Source organism: Jejuia sp. G7-7 (assembly GCF_055808955.1).
On sequence record NZ_JBVVSZ010000002.1, the window covers coordinates 2,005,898 to 2,031,976 of the forward strand.

Here is a 26,079-nt window from a genome sequence, read left to right on the forward strand (position 1 = left end):
GCCGCTACATGCGGCTATTTCTTTTTCATACTAAAGTCAAAACTAACTTCAATCTCTTCTGCAATTTTACTACTCACTATTTTTGGGATTTTTATGTCATAGTCTGACGCTAAGGCCTTAAAATTTCCAGTAAAATTAATTAGGTCTCCTTCTTTGGTTATATGAATTAAAACACCTTTAAGTTGCTTTGTGTTTCCATGGAAAGTTAGTGCACCACTAATTTTATAGGATGTGTTTTTATTCAATTTAGAAACATCAAAATTTTCTATTTTCCCTTTAAATATTGCCTTTGGATACGTGTCAGACTCTGCATAATTTTCATTAAAATGTTCTTCCATAAGAGCATTTTTAAATCGGAAGCCTTTTACAAAAACTAAAGCAGCAAATTCTCCATTTTCTGCATTTATAATGGCAGTAACTGAATTATTAGATGCCTTTACCTCTTCAAAAGAAGGAACAGATGCTTCAAAATTAACAGTACCCGTTTTTGTAATGTATTTGGTTTGGGAGTATGTATTTAAACATAATAATATACAGAGGTATAGTATCTTTTTCATTTTATTGTTTTTATTAGTAAGTACACATACGCTGCCAAGTTTAATTTTCTAATAAACCATCAGCTTTCCATTGTTCAATTTGAGTTCTTAAACTAGCATTTATTTGTCCGGTTGGTGGCATTGGATTAGAAGCACTATTAACTCGAACAATTATTCGGTCAATTCTGTTTTTTACATTGTCAAAAGTGGTTAAAGAAAACGGTGCACCTTGCGTAGGTGTGCTGCCATGGCATTGGGTACAATTGTTATCTATAATAGATTTAGTGTTACCGCTGTAAGTAATCTTATCTGGTGGAGGGCCTTGTTGATCGTCTAAATCGTCACCGCTGCTACTAGAACAGGTGTAGAATATAACTGAAAAGGCACATACATAAATTAAGTTTTTAAATTTCATAGCTGTTTGTTTTAAGTGTTTATTAATGTATTTATATTTAAAATCGTCTACTTAGGTTAAATCCAAAAAGATATCTCCGTCTGCCCAATCTCCAGAACCCTGACCTAAAAACCCATTGGTGTTCATAGCTTGTGCATTTGTAAAATGCATTTGGAACACATGTCCACCAGTTTCTAAATCTAAACCTATGGATATCGGGTTTTTAAAAGGTGAATTACTGGCTCTGTTTAGGTGTAAACCATAATCGGCATTTATGGACCAACGTTTTCCTAATTTATGGCGCCCCCCAAGTCCTAATGCGAATTGAGAGTTGTTTTGACTTCCTACTACAACATAATTATCATGAAAAAATGTTGGTGCTAGTTCTAAAGACAAGCTTGTATTTACTTTTCTTGAAATTAATAGTTGTACTGTATAACCCAAACGGTGTTTAAATTTTAAAAGTGGTAAATTATCTTTATCTAAAGCGGTGTTTAGTAAAATTGAATTATACCCAACAATGGTAAAAGGGAAACCGTTTTTCTCTTGTCGAGACAATCGATATTTAAAGGATATATCATAAATTTTCAAAAAAGAACTTCTTGATACTCCAATATTTAACCCATCGCTTACACCATAAACAAAGTTTAATCTTGTTACGGCTTCATCCAAACCAAAAAAAGTGTCAATACCATTTTTTATACTTCCAAATCTATGGGAAACAATAAAAGTTAATTCATCTTTAGCAACCAATTTAGTGGACTCAAAATTCACAATTTTTAATCCTTTGAATGTTGCTATTTCATATTGTGTTCCCGTAGAATCTGTATTTATTTCATCAAATAAATCTTCTTGTGAAAAAAATGCCAAGGGGCATAAAAATAGCTGCTATTAAATATCGTTTCATAATTTAAGGTTGGTTGAATTGTAAATTATTATTGTTTTATAAATCGTTTATTAAGGTTATTGACCCTTATCATATAAATCCCTGAACTTAAATCGGTAACATCCATTTCTAAAGAATTGCCAGAGTTTAGTACTTTACTTTTTACAATTTTTCCAAGGAGGTTATAAACAGATATTGTTTCATTATTAAAGCTATTTGAAAATTTTAAGCTTAGTTTAGAATTAACAGGGTTAGGAAATAATGAGAAATCTGGACCAGCCTTAAAATCTTCTATACTTAAAGTAGGATCCCAAAATGCTACACCATCGTCACTTGTTGTGCCATCTCCTGTATATACATATGGTAATGGTGCACTTGAGGATATAAATGTACCTGTAACCCATATTAGAGCGGTATTTGCTACAGGTTCTCTAGTATGCGAAGGAGACCCCCATTGGATGTAATCTCTCATATTAGAAGCTTGATTAAAAGGACCGCCAATGTATAACCCTAATTCCCCATTTGATGTATTCATTGTAATACCACCAGATATGTCTACAGTAACTTCTGCACCAGCGGTTAGATTTAAAGAGCCCGCAGTTACATTAAGTGAACTTAAAGCAGGATAAGCTGGAAAATCACATAATTGATACGTTGAAATATCAATTGTTGATGCACCAAAATTTTTAATCTTGATGATATTTGTCGACGTGTTTACCTCGACAAATCGAATTTGAGCTTTTAAGCTTAAAGCGAAGCCTAATAATAACAGTAAAAGTAATTTTGTTTTCATAGCGTTTGATTTTTAATTATTAATAATAGTACATTGATCTAATTTGATTTCTTCCAATAAATCATCAAAACCGATGCATCTGCCTTTTATGATTATTGATTTATTTTGAATGATAGCCTTTGGAATTGGATTTTGAAATTGACAAAATATACTAGAATCAATAACAATAGTGTTTGTATTACTTATTTCTGAAATTAGTCCAGCTACTTCAATAGTTTTGTTTAAAAACTTCTTTTCTGCCAATTCAGAGTTTTTTGAAAATTGGGGAATTAAATTGGTAGAGCTAACTACAAATTCAGGTGCTTCAGTTGTAATATTTCTATGGTCTTGATATATGTAATTATATAAAAAGATCCCTGTAGCAATTAATAAAAGTGTAAAGCCAATTTTCTTTTTCATTTTTTTTAAGTTAAATACTGCTTCGGCTTTTTAGACCGAAGCAGATTTGCTAGCTCCAAGTGTTTTATTTACTTGGTATTGATTTTTCTTTTTCATAGATGCTCAATACTAGCTTATATGTTAATTACAGATGTTGTTATATCTCAATCTGTCGTTACTACTTACGCGTAAATCAACTCTGGTTTTGGTATATTCAGATATTTCATGAAGTCTCCAGTTATTGTTGCAAAGCGGTAAATCTGGTAAATCTATAGTTACAATAATGTCGTTTTGTGTTCCGGATGTTATCCAAGTGCCATATTCATTCTGACCATTCCAGTAAACTCTTAGTCTACCATCTTGATAGAAGTGAAACTTATAGCCATCATAAACAGTATCAAGATTAGTGTTGTCTCTATTTAATTTATCAACAGTCCATCCGCCACAATTAGTTAAAATTGTAGCAAGTTCTTCAGTTGTACAATCATCACAATCATCATCATTATAATCATAATCATCATCCTCGTCACAATCATCTTTATGGTTATTAATTATATTTTCTAGTTGAGGTATATTAGCTATGTTAACTGAAGTTCCATCTATAAGTATCACACTAACAGGAAAGTCTATGGTAACTATTTTATCCTCATTTAAGTTCTTCAAAAAATCATTAAATTCATAATCTGATGTAAATGTATTTTTAGTAATTAGTTCATTATTTTTATTGAATGTAGATGCGGCTATAGGGTATTGAAAATCTATACATTCAATATCATCATCATATTCGTTTTCTCTATTACATCCATTCGAATAGCCGGATAATTCAGAACTATTATTTACCGTCACCTCTGTATAATCTTCTAATACAATAGTAATCGGATAGATGATGTTTAAAATATCTATGTCATCATCTTCATCATCAAAAATATATTCAACAATTTTATAATCGTTTTTAGACGCTACATTTATAGTGTTACCGTTTGCTTGAACGCTAACAGGAAATTTAATATTGAAGCAATTTGCCTTATCTAAAATATTATCGATAGAGCCATCGTTACTTACAGTTTTTTGTATTAAACTGGAAATGTTAGAATTAGCTGCCAACACTTCTTCTTCTGGCGCTTCAATCAACACCAGTTCTTCTTTTCTGCACGATTCGAATGCCATACATAAAATGAGAAGACAAATACTAAAAGCTATTTTACCTGTTTTCATTTAAAAAGGAAATATATTTCTACTTTATTATATAACAATCGACTTTTAAAAACTCCTGAATAATAATTAAAATATTTATTTACCTTTAGAAAAATTATACTGACTCTTGCCAAAACAACTTAATCAAAACATTTGCGAAAAGCAGGTGTTTAAACATATTTATAATAAGTACTCTAAAGATTTGCATGATTTTATGTACTATAAATATGGTGCGCAAATAAATCCTAATGATAAAGTGCAAGAAGCTTTTATTAAACTTTGGGATAATTGTAAAAAAGTGAATTTAGATAAAGCAAAGTCATTTTTGTTTAAGGTTGTAAATAATATGGCTTTAAATGATTTAAAGCATAAAAAAGTGGTTTTAAACTATCAAAAGAATCCACAAAAAACTTACACAAACGAAAACCCCGAGTTTATTCTAGAACAAAGCGAATTTTTGGAAAAATATAAAGAAGCTTTAAGTAACTTGTCTCAAGAACAACGGGTTGCATTTTTGTTAAATAAGGTTGAAGGCAAGAAGCATAGTGAAATTGCTGAACAATTGGGTGTTACAAAAAAGGTTGTAGAATATAGGATTTATAGTGCTTTTAGTAAATTAAAAGCGTCTCTTGAAAATTTTAATATAAAATAATCAGGACTTTTAATGAGTAAGTTGTTTTATTATAAAGCTACACCTAATGGATAAGGAATCTTTGATAAAAAAATGGCTTAATAGCGAGTTGACAGAAGCAGAAAAAGAGGCTTTTGAAAGGCTTGACGACCATAATTTTAATAAGCGTATCCTTAATTCAGCGGAATACTTTAAGGCTTCAAAATTTTCTAGAGTAGATGAGTTTGATGCTTTAGGTGCAAAAATAAAACCAAAAGTAAAAAGATCAACTAATTCTCATTGGTTAAAACCTTTATTGCGTATTGCGGCTATTTTGGTGATTGGTTTTGGAATTTATTTTTATGCGTTTAATAACAATGCTATAGTTGTTGAAACTTTAGCAAGTGAAAAAACGAATATAGAACTTCCAGACCGTTCTAAAGTTGTATTAAATGCAGATTCTCACATCGAATTTGATAAAAGTAGTTGGAATAAAGAACGACATGTAAAGCTTAAAGGCGAAGCTTATTTTATAGTAGAAAAAGGTAGTAAGTTTGAAGTAATTACAACTAATGGAATTGTAGCTGTTCTTGGAACTCAATTTAATGTAAAACAACGTAAAGACATTTTTGAAGTAAAATGTTTTGAAGGTGTTGTGAGTGTTAGCTATGGAGAAAGACTTAAAAAACTTTATGCTGGTGATACATTTCAAATTATAAATGGTAACTTTCAAGAAGCGCAAACTTCATTAGAAGCTCCAACTTGGGTTAATAATAATATGAGTACTTTTAAAGAGGTGCCATACTATTTGGTTGTTCAAGAGTTAGAGCGACAGTACAATGTTGAAGTTACATTTAAAGATATTGATTTAACAAGGAAATTTTCAGGAGGATTTAAACACAACAATATAGATGAAGCACTTATTTCTATAACTAAGCCAATGGGTTTAGAATATGAGATTAGTACATTGAAAGAGGTTGTAATTCATGACAAAACCAACTAAAAAGTCTTTTTTACTTTTATTTCTATTTTTTAGCTTTTCTTTTGTATTATATGCACAAGAAGACAAAAAGGAACAACCTCTAATAGCTGTTCTAGATATTATTCAAACAGAATATGGATATCAATTCAACTATGCTCAAGATATTATAGAGGACTATAAAATTGTTCCACCATCAAAAGAACTCACTTTTACTGAAGTTTTAGAGTATTTACATAACCAAACAGATTTAGAGTTTACAGCTGTTAATGATAGTTTTGTAATAATTAGTAAGGCTGGTGTAAAACCCTCAGAGAAAGAATTACAAGCGCTTCCAGAAATTATAGTACCTAGCTACATAATAAGAGGTATTTCTAAATTAAACAATGGTTCTTTTTAAAATAGATTTTTCAAAATTCAGAATGTTGCCAGGGCTTATAGAGGCCGATGTTTTACAATCTATAAAGGCATTTCCTGGGATACAGAGTATTAATGAAAATGTTTCCAATATTAATATAAGAGGCGGAAGTCATGACCAGAACCTTGTATTGTGGGATGGTATTAAAATGTACCAATCAGGACATTTTTTCGGACTCATTTCCATGTATAATCCGCAGATTACTCAAAGTGTTTCTTTAATTAAAAATGGCTCTAATGTATCCTCTACTGATGGTGTTTCAGGAACTATTTCAATGGAAACAAGTAAAACTGTTAATCAAAAATTTAAAGGAAATATAGGTATTAATTTTATTGATGCAAATGGTTTTGTAGATGTTCCTATAAATGAAAAATCATCAATACAGGTGGCTTTACGAAAGTCTATTAGCAATTTAGTAGAAACTCCAGCATATAGTAATTTTTTCGATAAAATTTCTGAGGATACTGAAGTTGAAAATAGTATGAGTTCTATTATGAATTCAGATAAGAAATTCGATTTTTATGATGCTTCTTTTAGATGGATTTATAGGCTGAATGATAGAGATGAATTACGTATAAATTTCATAAATGTATCAAATGAATTAATTTTTAATGAAAATACATTAAATGAATCTAGGCAAAGTAGTATAAGCCAAAATAGTATTGCTGGTGCGGTTCATTTTACAAGAAATTGGAACAATATATGGAAATCATCACTTGAGCTTTATGAGACAGATTACAGTTTAAAAGCAACTAACGCAAATATCTTGGACTCACAACGATTTTTGCAAGAGAACAAAGTTTCAGAAACAAGTTTTAAATTAAAAACAATCTATAAAATTAACGACCTATTTAATTTACTTAATGGCTATCATTTAGTGGAAACTAAGGTGTCTAATCTAGATGATGTTGATACGCCTATTTTTAAATCTTTAGTATCTGAAGTTTTAAGAACTCATGGGATATTTTCGCAATTTAACTACTTATCTTATAATGCGAGAACTAGTCTATCAGCAGGAATAAGATTTAACCACATCAACAAGTTTAAAAAACAAATTTGGGAGCCACGATTGAGTTTTACGCAAAAATTTCTTGATAATTTTAGCTTAGAGTTTTTAGGCGAAGTAAAACATCAAAATACATCACAGATTATCAATTTTCAAAATGATTTTTTAGGTGTTGAAAAGCGAAGATGGCAACTTTCAAATGATGATGATGTTCCTGTTATAAGAAGCAAACAAATTTCGTTAGGTATAAACTATAATAAAAAAGGTTGGCAATTTGGTGCAGATGTTTATGTTAAAAACGTAAAGGGAATTACCACTCAAAGCCAAGGGTTCCAAAACCAATATGAGTTTGTAAAAACCAGTGGAAGTTACAAATCAAGAGGTATTGATTTTATTTTAAGAAAACAATTATCCAGATTTAATACATGGCTTAGTTATGCTTATTTAAATAGTGATTATACTTTTAACTCTTTGCCTGAAGTTAAATTTAGAAGCAATTATGATATAACCAATGCTGTTACCTTAGGAACAATTTATTCTTATAATGATTTACAAATTTCAACCGGTCTTAATTGGTTTTCTGGTAAACCAACTACATTACCAATTACAGGAAATGAAATTAAGAATAATCAGGTTAATTTTGGAGCAAGTAATAGTAATCAATTAAAAAATTATTTTAAAGTAGATATTTCTGCTTTATACGATTTTAAAATTGGCAAAGAATCTAGAGCAAATATAGGAGCCTCTGTATGGAACATATTTAATTCAGAAAACCAGATTAATAATTTTTTTAGGCTAAGAGATGAGAGTGTTAATGAAACGCTACAGACTTCACTAGGAATTACTCCAAACGTTCTTCTTAGGGTCTATTTTTAACTTAATTCTACTTTAGCATTTTGCGTTTTAACAAACTCTAAATGCTCTTCAATTTTAAACTCTGAAGATTTAAAAGTACTCGATCGTTTTCTAGCTTGTTCTTGTCTGGCAATACTTCTGGCAAAACGTCTTACACTTTGTTCTGTATCTAAAATTAAACCGGGAACAGCGGCGTTTTTTCCATTTTCATCTTTAGCAACCATAGTAAAGTATGAAGAATTACAATGCTTTACTTTTCCAGTTTGAATGTTTTCAGATTCCACACGTAAGCCTATAACCATAGAAGTTCTACCTGTATAATTTACAGATGCTTTAAGTGTTACTAATTCCCCAACCTCAATAGGATTTAAAAAATCAACACGATTTACAGATGCCGTTACGCAATAATGCCTTGAATGTTTTGAGGCGCAAGCAAATGCAATTTGATCCATTAAATTTAAAATATGGCCACCATGAATTTTTTCCACTAAAATTGGAGTGAGATGGTAACATTAATTCAGTTATTGATACTTGTGATTCTTTGGCGTGTTTAAACATGTTTTTAAGTTAATAAGGTGTAAGTAATACCCGTAATTATTGCGATTCCAAAACTAATTAAAGTGCCTATTAAAATGTATTCTGTAAGTTGTCTGGTTTTAGACTCTTTTTAAATCGCCAAACCTAAAAACAGATTTGGCTGTAATTAGAAACCCAACAGCTTCCCAATGGTTTACAATGATGAAAATAAACACTAAAATGCGCTCTAAAATACCAATATATTTCCCTGCATCCTTTAGCGATTGGTTATTTTTAGTAAGTTCTGAAATATTCCACTTTAAAAAAATGGTTTTCATAATTATCGATACAGGAATTGTTAAAAACAGAAAGCAGGTAATTAATATTAGGGTGTTTTCTGAAAAATTAATTTTATGAAGTGATGCTTTGGAAAATATAAAATAACAGATTATAATTACTAGCATATGAAACAACTGGTCTATAAAAAACAATAAACGTTTCGTTTTCTTCTTTTGAAATGTAAGTTTAAGTGCATCAATTATAAAGTGAGAAACCCCTATAATTAAAATAATAGGCCAAAGTTTGATATTCCAAAGTAATAAGGCTGTTAATGCCATATGAATTATAATATGAATATAAAGTTTTGGCGATTTTATCTTCCGCTCTTCCTTTTCTTTAACCCATTTTTGAGGTTGCAAAAAAAGTCCCCGATGAGGTGGGCTAATAATAGTTTTATTAATAGTATCATAGGTGTGTAACTTGTTGTTCGTAAAGTGCTTCTAATTCTAGTAGTTCATCAATATTAGCACGTTTTAATCGTTTACTTACGGCTTCTTGATTTATACCAATTCTTTTTGCTATTAGCTTTTGGTTGTCATACTCTTTTTCCATCAATAGTTTTACGGCTTCGGCAGAATTCGGAGTCCAATTATCCATAATTACTGAAGCAAACCTAAAGTATAAATTAAATATTTCGTTAAAATCATATGAATTAGGATGGAGTTTAAAATCAGCTTTAATCCTTAAATTAATCTTTGTTCTTTTCATAAAATCTAGTAAGCCACCAGAATTGAGAAATGCACTTCCATTTGATTCTGAAACGCTATCAGCTCTGTATGTTTTGTCTCCAATACCTATAGCTAATCTAACATCAAATCCTTTAATCGATTTTATACACGCTTTTAAATATATAGCTTTTTTAAAACTTTTTTTTATGTCCTCAATTTCTATTTGAAAACTATCTCCTCTAAAAACTTCATATTTGGAGTCATCATCAGATATGTAATGTAAAGCCTCTTTTAATGGTTTTAACCATATACTTTGATCAATTACACTTCTTGAGTTTATAATATCGCCGGTTATTACACTTGTCATCTGTTCTTCTTTTTGAAAGTTTAAATATATGCCTTTTAAATGGAATAAACAAATATATTCCTTAAATATGGAATAATTATTAATATTCCTTTTTAAAGGAATAATGCATGTGGTAGTGTTTAGAAGTTATAGAAGAGAGAAAGACAAAAGGTTTATTCGTCTTCTTCGGCACGTTTTATAATAGCTTCTGGTAAAGATTTTTTTGCTTTAGCACCCATTTTTTAAGCTTTTCAACACTTGTGATGAGGTTTCCTCTACCATCTACAAGTTTATTCATAGCTGAGGAATAATCGTTTTTAGCAGCATCTATCTTTTTTCCAACACCTGTTAAATCTGTAACTAAACCTTCAAATTTATCGTAAAGCGCTCCAGCTTGTCGTGCAATTTCTATGGCGTTACGTTGTTGTTTTTCATTATTCCACATACTATCTATAGTACGTAATGTGGCTAAAAGGGTAGAAGGTGTAACAATTACGATGTTTTTCTCAAAAGCTTTATTATAAATGGTATTATCTTCATTAACAACTACTGCAAAAGCAGGTTCAATAGGAATAAACATGAGTACAAAATCAGGAGATTCTATATCGTATAAATCTTGATAATTTTTTTCAGAAAGTTGGTCGACATGTTTTCTAATGGAATTAGTGTGCGCTTTTAAATACTGAAGTTTGTCATCATCACCAGCATTCACTAAACGTTCGTAATCTGTTAGAGAAACTTTTGAATCTATAATCATTTTTTTACCATCAGGTAGATGTAAAACAACATCGGGCATTACACGGGAATTATCATCTCTAGTAAAACTTTGTTGCACAAAATATTCGCGGTCTTTTTCTAAACCAGATTTTTCTAAAACACGTTCTAAAACCAATTCGCCCCAGTTTCCTTGCATTTTACTATCGCCTTTTAAAGCACGCGTTAAGTTGGTAGCCTCCTTGGTCATTTGTTGGTTAAGGTCTTTTAAGCCCAGTAACTGCTCTTTTAAAGCCGAATGCATACTGATGCTTTCTTTTTGGGTTAAATCTACTTTTTCCTCAAAAGTTTTTATTTTTTCTTGAAGCGGATTTAAAATATTTTTTATGTTTTCTTTATTCTGAAGTGTGAATTTTTCAGATTTTTCATCAAGAATTTTTGTAGCCAACAGCTCAAAATCTTTACGTAATTGTTCTTGGCGTTCTTCTAGTTCCTTATCGCGTTTTAGGTTTTGATCTTGGAGGTTTTCATATTCTGAATTTTTTCTAGCTAATTCGGTACTTAAAAAATTCCTTTTCTCTTCTAATTTCTTCACGTTCAGTTTCAATTTTTGATGAATTTTGTTTTAACTCATCAATGGTTAATTGCATTTGATTTTGACGTTCTTCAAGTGTGCTTTGTTCACTTTTACTTTTTAGTTTTGTGAAAAGCATACCTAAATAACCGCCAATGGCAGCGGAAATTAAAATGGATATGATGAGAATTAAGTTGTCGTTCATTTAGATAAGAATATGTTCAAAGATAAATAACATAGACCGAAGTTTTGAATATTTATAATGGCATTTTGTCGGTGTTGTGTCGGTGTTGTTCTTATTTTTTCACTTTAAAACTACCTGTTTTCTGATCAAAAGCAATTAAATCTTTTGGGAATAAAGTTTCAAAAGTGCCTTTAGTAATCAAATTACATGGTTCATCTGCAATTACTTCGTTCTCAGTCATTACAATTAAAGTATCACACAATTGAATTGCTAAATCAATTTCATGAGATGAAAATAAAATAGTCTTATTAGTTTCTTTTGCTAATCGTTGCAGAAGCTTTAAAATGTATGCTTTATGATACATATCTAGGTGTGTTGTTGGTTCATCTAGAATGATTAAATCTGTATCTTGAGCTAAGGCTCTAGCAATCATTACTTTTTGTAGTTGACCATCACTTAATTCAAAAACATTTTTTGTCTTTTAAAGTCGTAATATTTGTTTGCACCAGAGCAGTTTCAATGTTTTGAATATCACTTTCAGATAAATTACCAACCCAATTGGTATAAGGTTGTCTTCCCAATGCCACTAATTCAAAAACGGATAAGTTTTTTGAAGCAACCTGTTCTGTTAAAACCAAACTCATTACTTTGGCTAAATCTAATGGATTGAATTCAGAAATGTTTTTTTTGTTTATTTCGATATGCCCATTTAATGGATTTTGAACATTGGTAAGCGTTCTTAAAAGTGTTGATTTTCCTATGCCATTTGCTCCAATAAGTCCAACCAATTTTCCTTGTTCTAATTCTACATTGATGTTTGAGGCAATAACAGTTTTTGCTTTTTTCGAAGCATAACCAATAGATAGGTTTTTGGTTTTTAAAATGATATGTTGATTTTTATCCTCCATTAAAATACCATTTTTCGTTTTCGTACTAATAACCAAATTACAACTGGTGCTCCAACTAAAGCAGTAATTGCATTTATTGGTAATGTATAATCACTATTTGGTAACTGTGCAATACTATCGCAAATTAACATTACAATAGCTCCAAACAAAAACATCGCTGGTAATAGTGCTTTATGGTTTGACGTATTAAAAACTTGTCTTGTTATATGCGGAATGGCTAAACCAATAAATGCAATAGGTCCTGTAAAAGCAGTTATTGTGCCTGCTAGTAAACTAGTGGCAATTATAATAATTAGTCTACTTTGTTTTATATTCAAACCTAAGCTTTTAGCATAGTTTTCTCCTAAAAGCAATGTGTTTAAAGATTTTATTGAAAGCATACTTAGTATAATACCTAATAGGTATATGACCAATAGAATGGTTAAATCTTCCCATGATAGATTACCTAAACTTCCAAAGCCCCAGAAAATGTATTGTTGTAATTGTTCTGCAGAACCAAAATAGGAAAGTACACTAACAATGGCTGCAGTAATACTTGCAAACATGAGTCCGATAATTAAAATAGCCATAGTATCTCTAACTTTGAGTGATACAGCTAAAACAGCCAATAAAACTAAAAAACTACCTAAACTTGCCGCAACAACAACTCCCCATTTTGATATAAAAAGTGAGGCTAAAACACCACCAAAAGCACTTGAACCTAAAATGACTAAAGCAACTCCTAAACTTGCTCCAGAGCTTATCCCCAAAACAAAAGGACCAGCCAATGGGTTTTTGAATAAGGTTTGCATCAGTAAACCAGAAATACCCAAACCTGAGCCAACAATAATAGCAGTTAACGCTTTTGGTAATCTGTAATTTAAAATAATATGTTGCCAAGTGACTTGTTCTGTTGGGTTTCCTAAAAGGCTATTAAATATGTCTTTTAAAGGGATGGATACAGAGCCTAAACTAACATTAATAAAAAACACTATTATCAGAACAATTAATAATACAGTAAATGAAATTTTATATGTGTTTTTGTTTTCCAACTATTCTAAATGTTTAAAAAGTAAGGTTTATAATTTTTTAATAATTCAGGATGACAAACTTTTATCAAATCCTTGAGTACTAAATCTGGTCTTGCCATACCTAATTCGTAATATAGAACACCACCAGTTTTTCCAGTTGTATTAGTAAACGTATATATGTTTTTATTTTGAAATGCGTTGAACATAGCATGATTTTCATTACCATTTTTTAAAGCTTCTATGCTTGAATAATTTGATGGGTTTAGCCAAATATCAGCCTCTTTTGCTTTTACAAAAACCGACTCGAAATTCAATTTTAAACTACCAGAACCTATAGTTTCACTCCAAAGATAGTTTACATTGGCATCTTTTAAAAGTTGTGCTTCTGTACTTGTGCCGTTGGGTAGATACCAAATATCGTTATGCATAGCACCGCATATAATTGTTGGTTTAGTTTTTACATTAAGCGCCAATTTTTTTGCATCTAAATAATCTTTTTCAATGGTATTGAAAATAGAATCAGCTTCTTTTTCTTTATCATATAGAACACCAAAAAATTTAATCCATTCAGCTTTTGCCAAAGGAGAACTTTCCACCCAATCTCCATTAAAAATCACAGGAATTCCAGATTTTTTTATGGTTTCTAAAGAGCGATTATTTCCATCAATACCAAAACCAACAACCAAATTAGGGTTTAGTTCTAAAAGCACTTCTGTATTTAAACCTTCGTTTTTACCAAGCTCCCTAATGCTCCCATTATCAATCTGTGCTCTTATTTTTTTAGAAGAAATATAATCTGTACCAGGAAACCCAACTAAAGTTTCTTCAACTCCTAATAATTCAAGAGCTGGAAGGTGGGTTGTTGAAGTAACTATTAATTTTTGAATTGGAGTTATAATACCAACAGTAACAACATTAGTAGTATCATGACTACTGACCGCTTTTGGTGTTACTTTTTTGAATAAATTTATTAAGATATATTTATATGTACTTTCTGAATTAGGCCAAGGCTTGTGTATCTCTAAAGTTTTGTAATAATCATGATCAGTAATTGAAAAACCCTTTGCATATTTCAATTCAATTTTTCGACTATCTGACGGAGCAAGTTTCCTTTGTGTGCCTTTGCCTTCTTTACAAGAGAAAACGATATAAAATATAGAAATTAAAATAAGCTTTTTCAAAATTCAATTTTTTAATCCTTTCAAAAGTAATATTATTTAAAGTTTTAAGGTAAACATTAAAGTGAATGTTTACATTTGCATCGAAATTTGGTTTCGTTCAGTTTTATATTGAATGGATTAAAAGGGAATCTGGTGCAATTTCATAATTAATTCCAGAACTGTTCCCGCAACTGTAAGCTATAAAGCTTCATGTTCAACTTCAAGTCACTCAAGATTAATCTTTGGGAAGACCAACATGAAGACGCAAGTCAGGAGACCTGCCATTTTCAAAACAAATAAGTTAAACTTTCGGGATAAAAGTTTGCGTATAGATCTATACGATTCTCGAGTAATTATTCATTAAAATGAAAAAAGTAAATGTTTTTGGACTCCTATGTTTAGGATTCTCATTGGTTGGTTTTGCCCAAGAAAAACAAGCAGATTCAACAAAAGTAGAACAACTAGAAGAAGTTGTCATTTCAGATTCACGATTTGCATTAAAACGTGAAAATTCTGGTAAAACGGTTATTAAAATTTCAAAAGAGGAAATTGAACAAAATCAGGGAAGAACAATTTCTGATTTGATTAATACCAAAAGTGGTATTGAGGTAAATGGGAGTAGAAGTGTAGCAGGACAGAATATTTCTAGTTTTGTTCGAGGAGGTAATAACAGGCAAGTTTTAGTACTTGTTGATGGTGTTCAAATTAACGACCCTTCGTTAGTTTCAAATGAGTTTGATTTAAGGTTAATGGATTTAAATACTATTGAATCTATTGAGATTGTAAAAGGAGCTGCAAGTACATTGTATGGTAATGCTGCTGCTACAGCGGTTATTAATATTACAACAAAAAAAGCGTCTAAGGATGCAATTTCAGCTAGTTTTTTAACAGTTGTTGGAACAAATCAAACCCAAGATGATTTGAATTATAATGGCTCTAGTTTTACTAACAATGTAGCTATTAATGGAACTTTGAATAAGTTTACGTATTTGGCAAGTTTTGGGAATCGTTATGTAGATGGATTGTCAGCTTCAAAATCTGAAAATGCTGAAAAAGATCCATTTTCTAGATATAATACCAATTTAAAATTGGGCTATGAGTTCTGTGGTAATTTTGAAATAACCACCTATGCTAGTTATGATAAATTTAAAACAGATATTGATGGATTTCCTCCACCAACATTTGCGTTTTCTGATACAAATGACGAATATATTTCTCAACAGAAAAGAGTAGGGGTATCTCCTAAATTAACTTACAATAACGGAAGTTTTCAAATAAACGCTGCGTATACAAAGATTGATAGGGAAACTATTTCAACATTCGGATCAACTAATGAAGCGGATAGTTATGTAATTGATGCTTTTAATAAGTATAATTTTAATGATGAGTTTTATACAATTGTAGGTTTAAACTATGGCGATTATAAAAGTTTATTTACTTCAGAAGAAAGTTTTACAAATACCGATCCGTATTTAAATATAGTTTATGTTTCAGATTTTGGATTGAACTTAAACGCAGGAGGTAGATTTAATAACCATAGTGAGTATGGTTCTCATTTTGTATATAGTTTAAACCCTTCTTATAGTTTTTCTGTTAATGATGGATATGCTAAGGTTTTAGGGTCATATGCAACTTCATTTATCGCACCTAATTTATCGCAGTTATTTGGTTTTTTTGGAGCGAATCCAGATTTAAATCCAGAGGAGAATATAACTATAGAAGGTGGTTTGGAATTCAATACTAAAAATGGGTTTCGTGTAAATGGTGTGTATTTTAACAGAAAAGAAGAAAACACTATAATATATACAACTGCTTACGAAAATGCAACTACTGATGCAACTGTTCATGGTTTTGAATTAGAAGCCCAAGTAGATGTTGTTAAAGATTTATCAATTTCCGCAAACTATACGTTTACTGAATTGAAAGATGGTGTGAGATTAAGGGTGCCTAAGCATAAAGCAAACGCAAGTTTAGGATATGATATTTCTAAAACCACTTACGCATCTTTAAATTACCAGTTTGTAGGCAGTAGAACAGATACTAATTTTTCAACGTTTACGAATGAAGAATTAAGTTCGTATTCTTTAATCGATTTATATTTTAGCCATAAGTTACTGAAGAATAAAGTGAAGTTTTTTGCTACTGTAACTAACTTATTAAATGAAGATTATTTTGAAATTTTAGGCTATACCAGTAGAGGTAGAAATGTAAGTTTAGGGTTGAATTTGAATTTGTAACAATGAAAGTTGTAAACCTGAACTTATTTGAGGATCTAGTATTTTATAATGGTAGATTCTGAATCAAGTTCAGAATGACAAAACTTAAGACCTGTTGATTTTTCGAATAGACAGGTCTTTTATTTTGGAATTAAATCACAATACCATACGCCATATTTATCTGAAGCACAAATAGAATCATCAGTTTTTGGCGTATCATATTCACGATATACTTTTTCTCCTATTGAAAATTTTATTGGGGTTTTAAAAATAGGTCCATCAAAACAGAAGGTATGGAACTCCCCGTTTTCTCCACACGGGTCTACACCTTCAGGTAAATTGTCAATAAAGTGTTTATCTATAATTGTTCCCACAAAGTCTTCGCCAAAATATTTTGAATTAGCACAAACAATTATTGTGTTAAACCCTAAATCTAGAAACTCGTTTAGTAACTCTTTTGTGTCTCTTTTCCATAAAGGATACACCGAAGTTAAATTTTGAGTTGCTAATTGTTTGTCTCTATAATCTCTTAAATCTTCAAGAAAAATATCGCCAAAAGCAGAATGTGTAAATCCGTTTTGTTTCAATCTAGAAACAGTTTCAAGTATTTTTTGTTCATAGATTTCCATACTTGGCATTTCTGGAAGCTCAATTATACTAGCAGGAATGTTTAAAGCATTGGTTTGTGCAATTAGTAATTCTTGTCGCAATCCGTGCATAGAAACACGATTGTAATGGCTATTTACAGTTGTAACTAATTCTTCAACAGCATAGTTTTTGTCTTGCAATAAATGATACAATGCTAAAGCGGAATCTTTTCCTGAACTCCAGTTAAAGTAAGTTTTTTGTTTGGCCAAAAAAATAAAAGTTTAATCGATTACCATTCCACCTTCAAGTGGATTGAATTCGTTACTGTCTGTTACAAGCTCAAATTGTTTTTGCACTAAAGCTTCAGATTTTATTTTAGACATTTTTGTTGTAGAACTTTCTATATCTGCTAAAGCTAAGGCTAACATGGGTTCGTTTTCATCTCCTAAAACACCAAAGTTTAAAGCTCTTTCTTGATATTCATAACCAACAGAGGGCACTAATCCAGAGCCAGGAACAGCTTCATTATTTTTGTTTAAGCCATTGGCAACAAGAGGCTGCATTGCATAGGTATGTGCTGGGTTTGCTCCTTGTCGTCTAAAATCGTTGTCTACACCAGAATCATAAATAGTTCTAGAAGCTTGCGTTTTTCCTCTGGTATTTGTTCCTATTTGGACAACATTTATGTAAGGTTTTAAACCATTGATAATGCCTTCGCTTGCAGATGCAGAACTTATAGAAGTTAGTATATAAATTTTATCTAAACCCAAACTATTAATTGCACCACTATTTAAACTGTTAGCAAAAAGATAATCTGTGTTTTCACTTTGCAAGTTTTCGTTGTAAATTAATTTTTCAAAGACTTGACCTGTAAATTGCCCTGTAATCATACTGGCTAGAGCAGTAGTTGTAGATACAGAGCCTCCTGGGTTATAGCGTAAATCTAAAACTAAATGTTGAACGTTGTTCGATTTGAATTCTCCAAAAACTGGGTTTAGTTCATTTTCAGAACCTCTAGTAAATCCGTTGTACATTAAATAAGCTACTTTTTCGCCTTGAACTTCTAATATTTTGGAAATGTAAATAGGGTCCTCAGTATATTCTGATTTGGAAAGTACAATATTTTCATTATTTGGATCTACGGTATCATCAGTTGTTTCAGGAGTTCCTTTGTCATTATATACTCCTAGGTTTATAGTATAATCATCTTGACTGAATAAATTGGAAGCATTATCGTCGGTAATCATAGTACCATTAATTGCATAAATGAGGTCACCTCTTTTTACATTTTTGTTATCAGCATCACTATTTGGTAGTACTAGCCTAACAACACCAATAAAATTTGTGGTACTATTGGGGGCTCTAAATAAAATAACTTCCATACCATTAGATTTAGAAATACCGCTAAAACCTTGTTCTAACTCAAAATAATTATCTACAATCCAACTAAATCGGTCTACTGTTTGTCTTTGGTATATTAAACTTTCAAATAAAGTTTCTGGAGACTGAAAGCCATCTAAATACTCGGTGTATTCAGTATTATTTGCAAATCTATCATTTGCTAAATTTGGTATTTCACTTTTGTATAAATAATTAAAATTCATGCCTTTCCAAACAAAGTCGCTTATACTGGCGCTTTGTATGGTGTTGTCATCTCTGTCTTCAAAACAACTTGTTAAAAATAGGGCAGCAGTAATTAGTACTAGGGCGTTTAACTTTTTCATCTTTTTGCAATTTATATAAGTAGTCTTATAAACCTTAAATTTACTTACATTATTGTTTAATAAAAAATTTATTATAAAATTACGATTAACGATTAACGATTAACGATTAACGATTAACGATTAACGATTAACGATTAACGATTAACGATTGATGAATTGTAATTGCTGATGTAACTGAAGTGTTTATTATGAATTGATGTTTGCAGACTTGCCCGCGTAAGGGATTGCAGAGGAAAGCCCACAGCGAGGTACGAGCGAGGACTTGGAGCGTAAAGCCCGACCTGACAGGGTTACGCCATTATTTTAAATATTTTTTTAATTGTGTTGTAACAAAACAAATACATGGTCGTCGTAATAGTAAATAGCCGTAACTAAGCTGTTTTTAACAAAACCAAACCAAAATGACTCAGAACGAGTTTTTAAATATTGTAATGCCGTTTAAGGATAAGGTGTTTCGTTTAGCAAAACGATTACTGGTTTCGACGGAAGAAGCAGAGGATGCTACACAAGAGGTGTTGCTGAAATTGTGGCGCAATAAAGCGAAGATTGGAGAGTATAAAAATGTAGAGGCGTTTTCTATGACAATGACAAAGAATTTTTGTTTTGATAAATTAAAATCTAAACAGGCACAAAACTTAAAAATTGTACATAGTAATTATGAAGAAAAAAATACGCCATTACAAAAACAGGTTGAACTAAATGATAGTGTTAGTTGGGTTGAAAAGATTATTCAAGAATTACCAGAACAACAACGCATGATAATTCAGCTTAGAGATATAGAGGAATATGATTTTGATGAGATAGCTAAAATGCTGGATATGAATAATACAGCGGTTAGAGTTGCCTTATCTAGAGCAAGAAAAACAATAAGAGAACGATTAACTAATACACATAATTATGGTATTAAATAATATAGAAAAACTACTAGAAAAGTACGAAAACGGGGAGACAAGCCTAAAAGAAGAGCAAGTGTTAAAAAGCTATTTTTCTCAAGACAACGTTGCGCCACATTTAGAACATTACAAACCCATGTTTACGTATTTTTTGGGAAACCAACAGGAACAATTTACTAAAGACCTTCCATTAAAACCTAAAAAGAAATTTGATTTCAAATGGATTGCAGTCGCAGCAGTAGCTGTTATTATGTTGGGGATTTACTTTACACCACCTATTGATGATTGTCAAGAAAATCTTGTAGGAACGTATTGTGAACCAGAAGATGCGCTTAACGAGGTGACAAAATCGTTAGCGATGATTTCAAATCATTTTAATAAAGGGATGTCTACTGTAAATTACCTTGACGAAGTAAATAAAGGAGCTTCAACTCTTAATTATTTAAATGAAATTGAGAATTCAACAAGTATAATTTTTAAGACGAATCAGTAAAAAAACGAACAAAATGAAAACTTTAAATAGATTAAAAACAAGTAAAATGAAAAATAGATTAGTAGTATTTGTAATGGCAATTATGTTATTGCCTTTAACAGGAATGGCACAGAAAAATGTGTTTGAAAAATATAGCGATAGTCCTGATGTAACGTATGTAAACATTAAACCAAAAATGTTTCAAATGATTGCTAAAATTGGAGTAAGTACAGACGACCCTGAAGCACAGGCATACATGGATATGGTAAAGAGTATCACGAGTTTTAAAACTATTGTTACAGATAATAAAGCAATATCTGCTGATATTACTAAGTGGGTAAAATCTCGTTCTAGTAAATTAGAAGAGTTAATGGAAGTGAAAGATGATGGTACTGAAGTGAAGTTTTATGTGCAAGAAGGTAAGGATGTAGATCACGTAAAGGAACTTTTAATTTTTGTTACTGGAATTGACAAAGTAATGGAAGAAAAAGTTGAAATTAACGGTAAGCAACGTAAAATTGAAACTGTAGTAGTATCAATGACTGGAGATATTGATTTGAATGAAATATCTAAATTAACTCAGAAAATGAACATTCCTGGAGGAAATCATTTAGAGAAAAAGAAGTCGTAATTACTAGTGTTAATCCATCAACCAATCATCATGAAACGAACAGTTAAAATTATATATTTTGCAGCATTTTTGAGTATTGTACTTATTGGCTGTAAAAGTGAACCAAGTTTACAGCGTTATTTTGTAGATAACCAAGAGCAAACTAATTTTATATCTCAAGATTTACCTATTTCGATGGTAGATATTGATAAAACAGAGTTTACAGAAGCTCAAACAGAGGCTTTTAATTCGGTAAGACGACTAAACTTTTTAGGATATAAAGTGAATGAAAACGATATGGTTACTTATGAAGCCGAAATAACGAAAGTTAAATCCATTTTAAATCAAGAAAAGTATCAAGATTTAATTGAGTTTAGCGATAAAGGTAAAAAGGTTTTAGTGAAATATATTGGAGATGATGATGATGCTGATGAGGTTATAGTATTTGGTAGTGCAAACGATATGGGTTTTGCTTTAGTTAGAATATTAGGAGATGATATGAGTCCTGAAAAGATGATAACTTTAGCCGAAGCTCTAAACAAGGCTAATGTTAACGAAACTCAAATGCAAGATATTATGAATTTCTTTAAGTAGAATTGATATTAGTTAAAATGTTAATTAAAAAAAGGTTTCCTTGCCGGGAAACCTTTTTTTATTTATAAATTTTATGGATGTTCTACTTATTTTCGAAACTTTGTTCTTTACTGTAATTGTGTACTTCTTTTTCTTTAGATTTAAAATTAGTGTAAATCAAGTTGACGATTATAGCAAAAAATATCAATGTTAAAACGGTAAGCACAAGAAAGTTGTCTAATACATCTAGCACTCCAAAAACGAAAATGCCAGCTGCCATTAAACCAGTAAGTGCTATAGATTGTTTATTGCTTAACATTTTGAGAGATAATTTAAATTCCTGTATAATTACCTGGAGTAATGTGTTTTAATTCGTTCTTAATTTCATCAGAAACCTCTAAGGTATCAATAAAATTTGAAATAGAATTTTGATTGATTTTTTCGTTGGTTCTAGTTAGTCCTTTTAAAGCTTCGTAAGGATTGGGATATCCTTCTCTTCTTAAAATAGTTTGAATAGCTTCAGCAACTACAGCCCAGTTATTTTCTAAGTCCTGAGCAAACTTACTTTCATTTAATAATAACTTACTTAACCCTTTTAACGTTGATTTAAAGGCAATTAGTGTATGTCCAAAAGGAACACCTACATTTCTTAATACAGTACTATCAGTTAAATCGCGTTGTAATCTTGATATAGGTAATTTAGCTGAAAGATGCTCAAAAATAGCATTTGCGATACCCAAATTTCCTTCAGAATTTTCAAAATCAATAGGGTTTACTTTATGTGGCATTGCAGAACTTCCAACCTCGCCTGCTTTAATTTTTTGTTTGAAATAGTCCATCGAAACATACGTCCAAATGTCTCTGTCTAAGTCAATTAAAATAGTATTGATGCGTTTTAAAGCATCAAATAAAGCAGCCATATGATCGTAATGCTCAATTTGAGTTGTAGGGAATGAATGTTGTAAGCCTAATTTTTCTTGAACAAATAAGCTCCCAAAAGTTTTCCAGTTAATTTCTGGATATGCCACAAAATGTGCATTAAAATTACCAGTAGCACCACCAAATTTAGCAGCACTTGGTATATCATTTAGTAAATTAAACTGCTCTTCTAAACGCACAACAAAAACTTCTATTTCCTTTCCTAATCTTGTAGGAGAGGCAGGTTGCCCATGAGTTCTTGCTAACATAGGGATATCAGCCCAGTCTTTTACAAGTTCCTTTAATTTATTTAAAACATTAAAATACTCTGGCACATAAACATCGTTCATCGCTTCCTTAATACTTAAAGGAATTGCAGTATTATTAATATCTTGAGAGGTTAATCCAAAATGGATAAACTCTTTATATTCAGATAAACCTAAAGCATCAAATTTTTCCTTAATAAAATATTCAACAGCCTTAACATCATGATTGGTTACGCTTTCAATGTTTTTTATAGATTGAGCATCTTCCGAGGAAAACGTTTTATAAATTGCTCTCAAACTATCAAAAACAGAAGTATCAACACTTTTAAGCTGTGGTAAAGGAATTTCGCAAAGTGTAATAAAATATTCTATTTCAACTAAAACACGATATTTTATAAGAGCTTCCTCAGAAAAATAAGGTGCTAATTCGTTTACTTTACTTCTGTAGCGACCATCAATAGGAGAGATGGCGTTAAGTGGAGATAATGACATTATGGTTTGATTTTTAAGTCGTGAAATTTAGGCTGCAAAGATAGGAAAGAAAGTTAGAAGTAGGAAGCTAAGAAGCACGAAGTTATTAAAGCAAATTCATACTAATCTTAGTTTAATTAAAAAATAATTTGGGCGTTCCCCTATCGGGTCGCGCTTTCCGTTTCAAGTCCTCGCTTCTGCACTAAGGTGCAAAAGCTGTGGGCTATCCACTTCAATCCCTAACGCTGGCACCCCGTTAAAGTCTATCTTATCAAGAAGTAGTAGTTTATCTACCCAGTTAAGTTACTATTATTTTTGCTTTATTTTCTTCAAAATATGTCTTGCTCTTGCTTTAAAGGCAGCGCTTTGTTTTGAGAAATCATCTTCTAGAATACGAGCTAATTCTGGATATACCCAGTCATAATCTTTTCCCAATAAAAATAAAGTACTCATGCTGTATGCTTTTGGGGCAACTTTTTCATCGTTAATCATATAATCAAAACAGTTTTCGATAATACGTTCTTTGTGAATATTGGTCAATACACTTTTTATTTTATTATCAGTTTTTGATGTATAGGCATTCGCTAAAAGCTCGCAAATTTTAGCAACTGGACGTACAGCAGAATCTAAATGAACTTTATGCATATTCTCAGTAAAATTATCTAAATATGGAATAATAGTTTCAATAGTATCGCTACACATAAACTCCAAAACCCAAGCGGCACGTGGCGATATTTTATCATCAACCATAAAAAGAATATCCAGTAATTTAGGAACTAACTCAGGGTTGTCAATCACTAAATTGGCATAATACAAACGCTTTTCCCGAGAATGATTTACGTAGTTTAATTCTTGATAAAGTTGATCAGTAGTCAAAAGGTTTTCTTATTTTTAAAGTCTAGATTTATTTTATGAAAATACTAAAAAAAATAATTTTATTGCTTTTGATTGTTTTTGCAATAGCACAATTTTTCGGACCAGAAAAAAATAATGGAGATTTAGCATCAATTACAGCTTTTGAAACTGAAACCAACCCACCAGGTAATGTTAAGCAAATTCTGAAAAACGCATGTTATGACTGTCATAGCGATGTCACCAAATACCCGTGGTATAATTCTATTACACCAGTAAATTATTGGTTAGCAGGACATATTAAAAATGGTAAAAAGCATTTTAATGTATCTAATTGGGAAGGGAATTCTACAAAACGAAAAGACCATAAGTTTGATGAGTTAATTGAAATGGTAGAAGACAAAGAGATGCCTTTAAAGTCTTATACTTGGACACATGGAGAAGCTAAACTTAATGATGCTCAAATTAAGGAGGTAATAGATTGGGCAAAATTAGTACGGGTAAAATATGGTTTGGAGGCTAAGCCTCAGTAAAATGCTACCCAACCTATTCTTCCTCATAGGGGAAGCGAAAGCAAAACATAAAACAGTTATTAATATGACTGTTTCTATCCGAAATAGAATTTCAAGAACATTATTATCATAAAACATTTGTGGATTAGTGGTAAAAAAAATATTAATTATTGGTTACGTTTGGCCAGAACCTAAAAGTTCTGCGGCAGGCAGTAGGATGCTACAACTTATTGAATTTTTTCTTTCTGAAAATTATGAGATTACATTTGCAAGCCCTTGTGCTAAAAGCGACAATGCTTTTGATTTAACTACACTTGGCGTTGTTCAAATTTCAATTGAATTAAATAATTCTAGTTTTGATGATTTTGTAAAAATGTTGAATCCAAATATCGTAATATTCGATCGTTTTATGATGGAAGAACAATTTGGGTGGCGTGTTTCAGAGCATTGCCCAAATGCTTTAAAAATTTTAGATACTGAAGATTTACATTGCTTGCGTAAAGGGAGACATCAAGCATTTAAGGACAAAAAAGCGTTTGATAAAACCTATTTGTTCAATGAAACTGCAAAACGAGAAATAGCTAGCATTTACAGGTGCGATTTGAGTTTGATAATTTCGAAAGCAGAAATGGAAATCCTCAAAAGTCAATTTAAAGTAGATGAATCTTTATTATTCTATTTGCCTTTTATGTTAGATGAAATTTCAAAAAAAACTAAAGAAAATCTTCCCGATTTTAAAAACAGAAATCATTTTATAAGTATTGGCAATTTTCTGCATGAACCTAATTATAATATGGTTTTGTATTCAAAAGAGACTATTTGGCCGCTCATTAGAAAGCAACTACCAAAAGCAGAATTGCATATTTATGGGGCATATACCTCTCAAAAAGTAAATCAGTTACACAATGAAAAAGAAAGTTTTTTAGTAAAAGGTTTTGCAGAAGATGCAAATGAAGTTATGGCACGAGCAAAAGTGTGTTTGGCTCCAATTCGTTTTGGAGCAGGGCTAAAAGGTAAATTATTTGATGCGATGCAAAACGGAACGCCATCTGTTACAACAGAAATTGGAGCGGAAGGAATTACAGGACCAAATATAGCTAGTGGCTTTATTGAAAATAATCCAGAAAACTTTGCTGAAAAGGCAATTCAATTGTATCAAGAGCAAAGTTTATGGAAGGAGAAACAAAAAAATGGATTTCAAATTATAAAGCAATACTTCAATAAAAAAGAACATCAAAAGCGATTTTTAAAAACTTTAAGTCAATCATTAGAAAACCTAAAAGGAAATCGAATCAATAATTTCACAGGGCAAATATTGCAACATCATGCACTTCAAAGTAAAAAGTATATGAGTAAGTGGATTGAGGAGAAGAATAAACTAAATTGATAAAGGTTATAGTTAACCATATCTACAATAATTATATCATTTATTTACCTGCCAATTTTTAACTTAAATTTTAAGTAATGTTTGCATAAAAAAGACCATTTGTTTTAATTGAAGTTGAAGTTTCTACGT

26 protein-coding genes, 3 pseudogenes and 1 riboswitch are annotated in these 26,079 nt (G+C 31.0%); of the genes and pseudogenes, 11 read left to right on the forward strand and 18 right to left on the reverse strand.

Features of this window, described 5'->3' with window-relative positions; genetic code table 11:
- Positions 1–14: 14 nt before the first annotated feature.
- From AC0L5U_RS19460 to AC0L5U_RS19485, 6 genes are all read right to left on the reverse strand, one after another.
- Entirely contained in the window at positions 15–557 is a 543-nt protein-coding gene (locus AC0L5U_RS19460) for a YceI family protein (RefSeq protein WP_473418078.1), read from the reverse strand.
- A gap of 40 nt (positions 558–597) precedes the next feature.
- Positions 598–951, reverse strand: a complete 354-nt coding sequence (locus AC0L5U_RS19465) for a hypothetical protein (RefSeq protein ID WP_473418079.1) — start codon at positions 949–951, stop codon at positions 598–600.
- A 51-nt stretch (positions 952–1,002) separates the two neighbouring features.
- Positions 1,003–1,800, reverse strand: a complete 798-nt coding sequence (locus AC0L5U_RS19470) for a DUF5777 family beta-barrel protein (protein ID WP_473418080.1) — start codon at positions 1,798–1,800, stop codon at positions 1,003–1,005.
- A 65-nt stretch (positions 1,801–1,865) separates the two neighbouring features.
- Positions 1,866–2,609 (reverse strand): T9SS type A sorting domain-containing protein, encoded by a 744-nt coding sequence (locus AC0L5U_RS19475; RefSeq protein WP_473418081.1) that lies wholly within the window; start codon positions 2,607–2,609, stop codon positions 1,866–1,868.
- 12 nt (positions 2,610–2,621) lie between these two features.
- A complete protein-coding gene (locus AC0L5U_RS19480) occupies positions 2,622–3,008 on the reverse strand; it encodes an OB-fold protein (RefSeq protein WP_473418082.1) in 387 nt (128 codons plus the stop codon).
- A gap of 120 nt (positions 3,009–3,128) precedes the next feature.
- Positions 3,129–4,202, reverse strand: a complete 1,074-nt coding sequence (locus tag AC0L5U_RS19485; protein ID WP_473418083.1) for a hypothetical protein — start codon at positions 4,200–4,202, stop codon at positions 3,129–3,131.
- A 106-nt stretch (positions 4,203–4,308) separates the two neighbouring features.
- Here AC0L5U_RS19485 and AC0L5U_RS19490 point away from each other — a divergent pair, with 106 nt between their 5' ends.
- The 4 genes from AC0L5U_RS19490 to AC0L5U_RS19505 are packed head-to-tail and all read left to right on the forward strand — an operon-like array spanning position 4,309 to position 8,070.
- The gene (locus tag AC0L5U_RS19490) at positions 4,309–4,833 is read left to right on the forward strand and encodes an RNA polymerase sigma factor (protein WP_473418084.1); all 525 of its coding nucleotides are present in this window, start codon (positions 4,309–4,311) and stop codon (positions 4,831–4,833) included.
- A gap of 46 nt (positions 4,834–4,879) precedes the next feature.
- Positions 4,880–5,794 (forward strand): FecR family protein, encoded by a 915-nt coding sequence (locus AC0L5U_RS19495; protein WP_473418085.1) that lies wholly within the window; start codon positions 4,880–4,882, stop codon positions 5,792–5,794.
- A complete protein-coding gene (locus AC0L5U_RS19500) occupies positions 5,778–6,170 on the forward strand; it encodes a hypothetical protein (RefSeq protein ID WP_473418086.1) in 393 nt (130 codons plus the stop codon). Before AC0L5U_RS19495 ends, AC0L5U_RS19500 begins: the two co-directional genes overlap by 17 nt.
- On the forward strand, positions 6,157–8,070 hold the full coding sequence (locus AC0L5U_RS19505; RefSeq protein ID WP_473418087.1) for a TonB-dependent receptor plug domain-containing protein: 1,914 nt from the start codon (positions 6,157–6,159) through the stop codon (positions 8,068–8,070). Before AC0L5U_RS19500 ends, AC0L5U_RS19505 begins: the two co-directional genes overlap by 14 nt.
- Here AC0L5U_RS19505 and AC0L5U_RS19510 read toward each other — a convergent pair.
- The 7 genes and pseudogenes from AC0L5U_RS19510 to AC0L5U_RS19540 all read right to left on the reverse strand — a co-directional run bounded on the left by AC0L5U_RS19510 (position 8,067) and on the right by AC0L5U_RS19540 (position 14,489).
- A pseudogene (locus tag AC0L5U_RS19510) lies at positions 8,067–8,607 on the reverse strand (acyl-CoA thioesterase). The gene AC0L5U_RS19505 and the pseudogene AC0L5U_RS19510 overlap by 4 nt on opposite strands.
- A 98-nt stretch (positions 8,608–8,705) precedes the next feature.
- Positions 8,706–9,263: a DUF3307 domain-containing protein gene (locus tag AC0L5U_RS19515; protein WP_473418088.1), complete on the reverse strand. Its 558-nt coding sequence runs from the start codon at positions 9,261–9,263 to the stop codon at positions 8,706–8,708.
- A gap of 46 nt (positions 9,264–9,309) precedes the next feature.
- Entirely contained in the window at positions 9,310–9,939 is a 630-nt protein-coding gene (locus AC0L5U_RS19520) for a SatD family protein (protein ID WP_473418089.1), read from the reverse strand.
- Positions 9,940–10,091: 152 nt separating this feature from the next.
- Positions 10,092–11,411: pseudogene (rmuC, locus tag AC0L5U_RS19525) on the reverse strand (DNA recombination protein RmuC).
- Between the two features lie 91 nt (positions 11,412–11,502).
- Positions 11,503–12,298: pseudogene (locus AC0L5U_RS19530) on the reverse strand (ABC transporter ATP-binding protein).
- Positions 12,298–13,329, reverse strand: coding sequence for a FecCD family ABC transporter permease (locus tag AC0L5U_RS19535; RefSeq protein ID WP_473418090.1), 1,032 nt, complete (start codon positions 13,327–13,329; stop codon positions 12,298–12,300). The pseudogene AC0L5U_RS19530 and the gene AC0L5U_RS19535 overlap by 1 nt, the downstream one beginning before the upstream one ends.
- A 5-nt stretch (positions 13,330–13,334) precedes the next feature.
- The gene (locus tag AC0L5U_RS19540; RefSeq protein WP_473418091.1) at positions 13,335–14,489 is read right to left on the reverse strand and encodes an ABC transporter substrate-binding protein; all 1,155 of its coding nucleotides are present in this window, start codon (positions 14,487–14,489) and stop codon (positions 13,335–13,337) included.
- A 71-nt stretch (positions 14,490–14,560) separates the two neighbouring features.
- A riboswitch (cobalamin riboswitch) is annotated at positions 14,561–14,768 on the forward strand.
- Positions 14,769–14,833: 65 nt separating this feature from the next.
- Between AC0L5U_RS19540 and AC0L5U_RS19545 the strand changes: the two genes are divergently transcribed.
- Entirely contained in the window at positions 14,834–16,705 is a 1,872-nt protein-coding gene (locus tag AC0L5U_RS19545; protein WP_473418092.1) for a TonB-dependent receptor plug domain-containing protein, read from the forward strand.
- Positions 16,706–16,824: 119 nt separating this feature from the next.
- Here AC0L5U_RS19545 and AC0L5U_RS19550 read toward each other — a convergent pair whose 3' ends face one another.
- Both AC0L5U_RS19550 and AC0L5U_RS19555 read right to left on the reverse strand, forming a co-directional pair.
- The gene (locus AC0L5U_RS19550) at positions 16,825–17,541 is read right to left on the reverse strand and encodes a Dph6-related ATP pyrophosphatase (RefSeq protein ID WP_473418093.1); all 717 of its coding nucleotides are present in this window, start codon (positions 17,539–17,541) and stop codon (positions 16,825–16,827) included.
- Positions 17,542–17,553: 12 nt separating this feature from the next.
- The gene (locus AC0L5U_RS19555) at positions 17,554–18,996 is read right to left on the reverse strand and encodes a S41 family peptidase (RefSeq protein ID WP_473418094.1); all 1,443 of its coding nucleotides are present in this window, start codon (positions 18,994–18,996) and stop codon (positions 17,554–17,556) included.
- Positions 18,997–19,397: 401 nt separating this feature from the next.
- Here AC0L5U_RS19555 and AC0L5U_RS19560 point away from each other — a divergent pair, with 401 nt between their 5' ends.
- Genes AC0L5U_RS19560 through AC0L5U_RS19575 form a run of 4 tightly spaced genes read left to right on the forward strand, consistent with a single transcriptional unit; the run spans position 19,398 to position 21,565 of the window.
- Positions 19,398–19,907, forward strand: a complete 510-nt coding sequence (locus AC0L5U_RS19560; RefSeq protein WP_473418095.1) for an RNA polymerase sigma factor — start codon at positions 19,398–19,400, stop codon at positions 19,905–19,907.
- Positions 19,894–20,382 (forward strand): hypothetical protein, encoded by a 489-nt coding sequence (locus tag AC0L5U_RS19565; protein WP_473418096.1) that lies wholly within the window; start codon positions 19,894–19,896, stop codon positions 20,380–20,382. The genes AC0L5U_RS19560 and AC0L5U_RS19565 overlap by 14 nt, the downstream gene beginning before the upstream one ends.
- A 46-nt stretch (positions 20,383–20,428) precedes the next feature.
- Positions 20,429–20,992, forward strand: a complete 564-nt coding sequence (locus AC0L5U_RS19570; protein WP_473418097.1) for a DUF4252 domain-containing protein — start codon at positions 20,429–20,431, stop codon at positions 20,990–20,992.
- A 30-nt stretch (positions 20,993–21,022) separates the two neighbouring features.
- Entirely contained in the window at positions 21,023–21,565 is a 543-nt protein-coding gene (locus AC0L5U_RS19575; protein ID WP_473418098.1) for a DUF4252 domain-containing protein, read from the forward strand.
- 82 nt (positions 21,566–21,647) lie between these two features.
- Here AC0L5U_RS19575 and AC0L5U_RS19580 read toward each other — a convergent pair whose 3' ends face one another.
- The 3 genes from AC0L5U_RS19580 to AC0L5U_RS19590 form a co-directional block, all read right to left on the reverse strand.
- Complete coding sequence (locus AC0L5U_RS19580) at positions 21,648–21,863, reverse strand: hypothetical protein (RefSeq protein ID WP_473418099.1); 216 nt, start codon at positions 21,861–21,863, stop codon at positions 21,648–21,650.
- A gap of 13 nt (positions 21,864–21,876) precedes the next feature.
- Positions 21,877–23,220 carry an adenylosuccinate lyase gene (purB, locus tag AC0L5U_RS19585; protein WP_473418100.1) on the reverse strand — a complete coding sequence of 448 codons (1,344 nt, stop codon included), beginning with the start codon at positions 23,218–23,220 and terminating at the stop codon, positions 21,877–21,879.
- Positions 23,221–23,508: 288 nt separating this feature from the next.
- Positions 23,509–24,075 carry an adenylosuccinate lyase gene (locus tag AC0L5U_RS19590; RefSeq protein WP_473418101.1) on the reverse strand — a complete coding sequence of 189 codons (567 nt, stop codon included), beginning with the start codon at positions 24,073–24,075 and terminating at the stop codon, positions 23,509–23,511.
- A 35-nt stretch (positions 24,076–24,110) separates the two neighbouring features.
- On the opposite strand from AC0L5U_RS19590, the gene AC0L5U_RS19595 reads away from it, so the two are divergent.
- Both AC0L5U_RS19595 and AC0L5U_RS19600 read left to right on the forward strand, forming a co-directional pair.
- Positions 24,111–24,584: a heme-binding domain-containing protein gene (locus AC0L5U_RS19595; protein ID WP_473418102.1), complete on the forward strand. Its 474-nt coding sequence runs from the start codon at positions 24,111–24,113 to the stop codon at positions 24,582–24,584.
- A gap of 127 nt (positions 24,585–24,711) precedes the next feature.
- Positions 24,712–25,950, forward strand: a complete 1,239-nt coding sequence (locus AC0L5U_RS19600; RefSeq protein WP_473418103.1) for a glycosyltransferase family 4 protein — start codon at positions 24,712–24,714, stop codon at positions 25,948–25,950.
- The last annotated feature ends 129 nt before the right edge of the window (positions 25,951–26,079 follow it).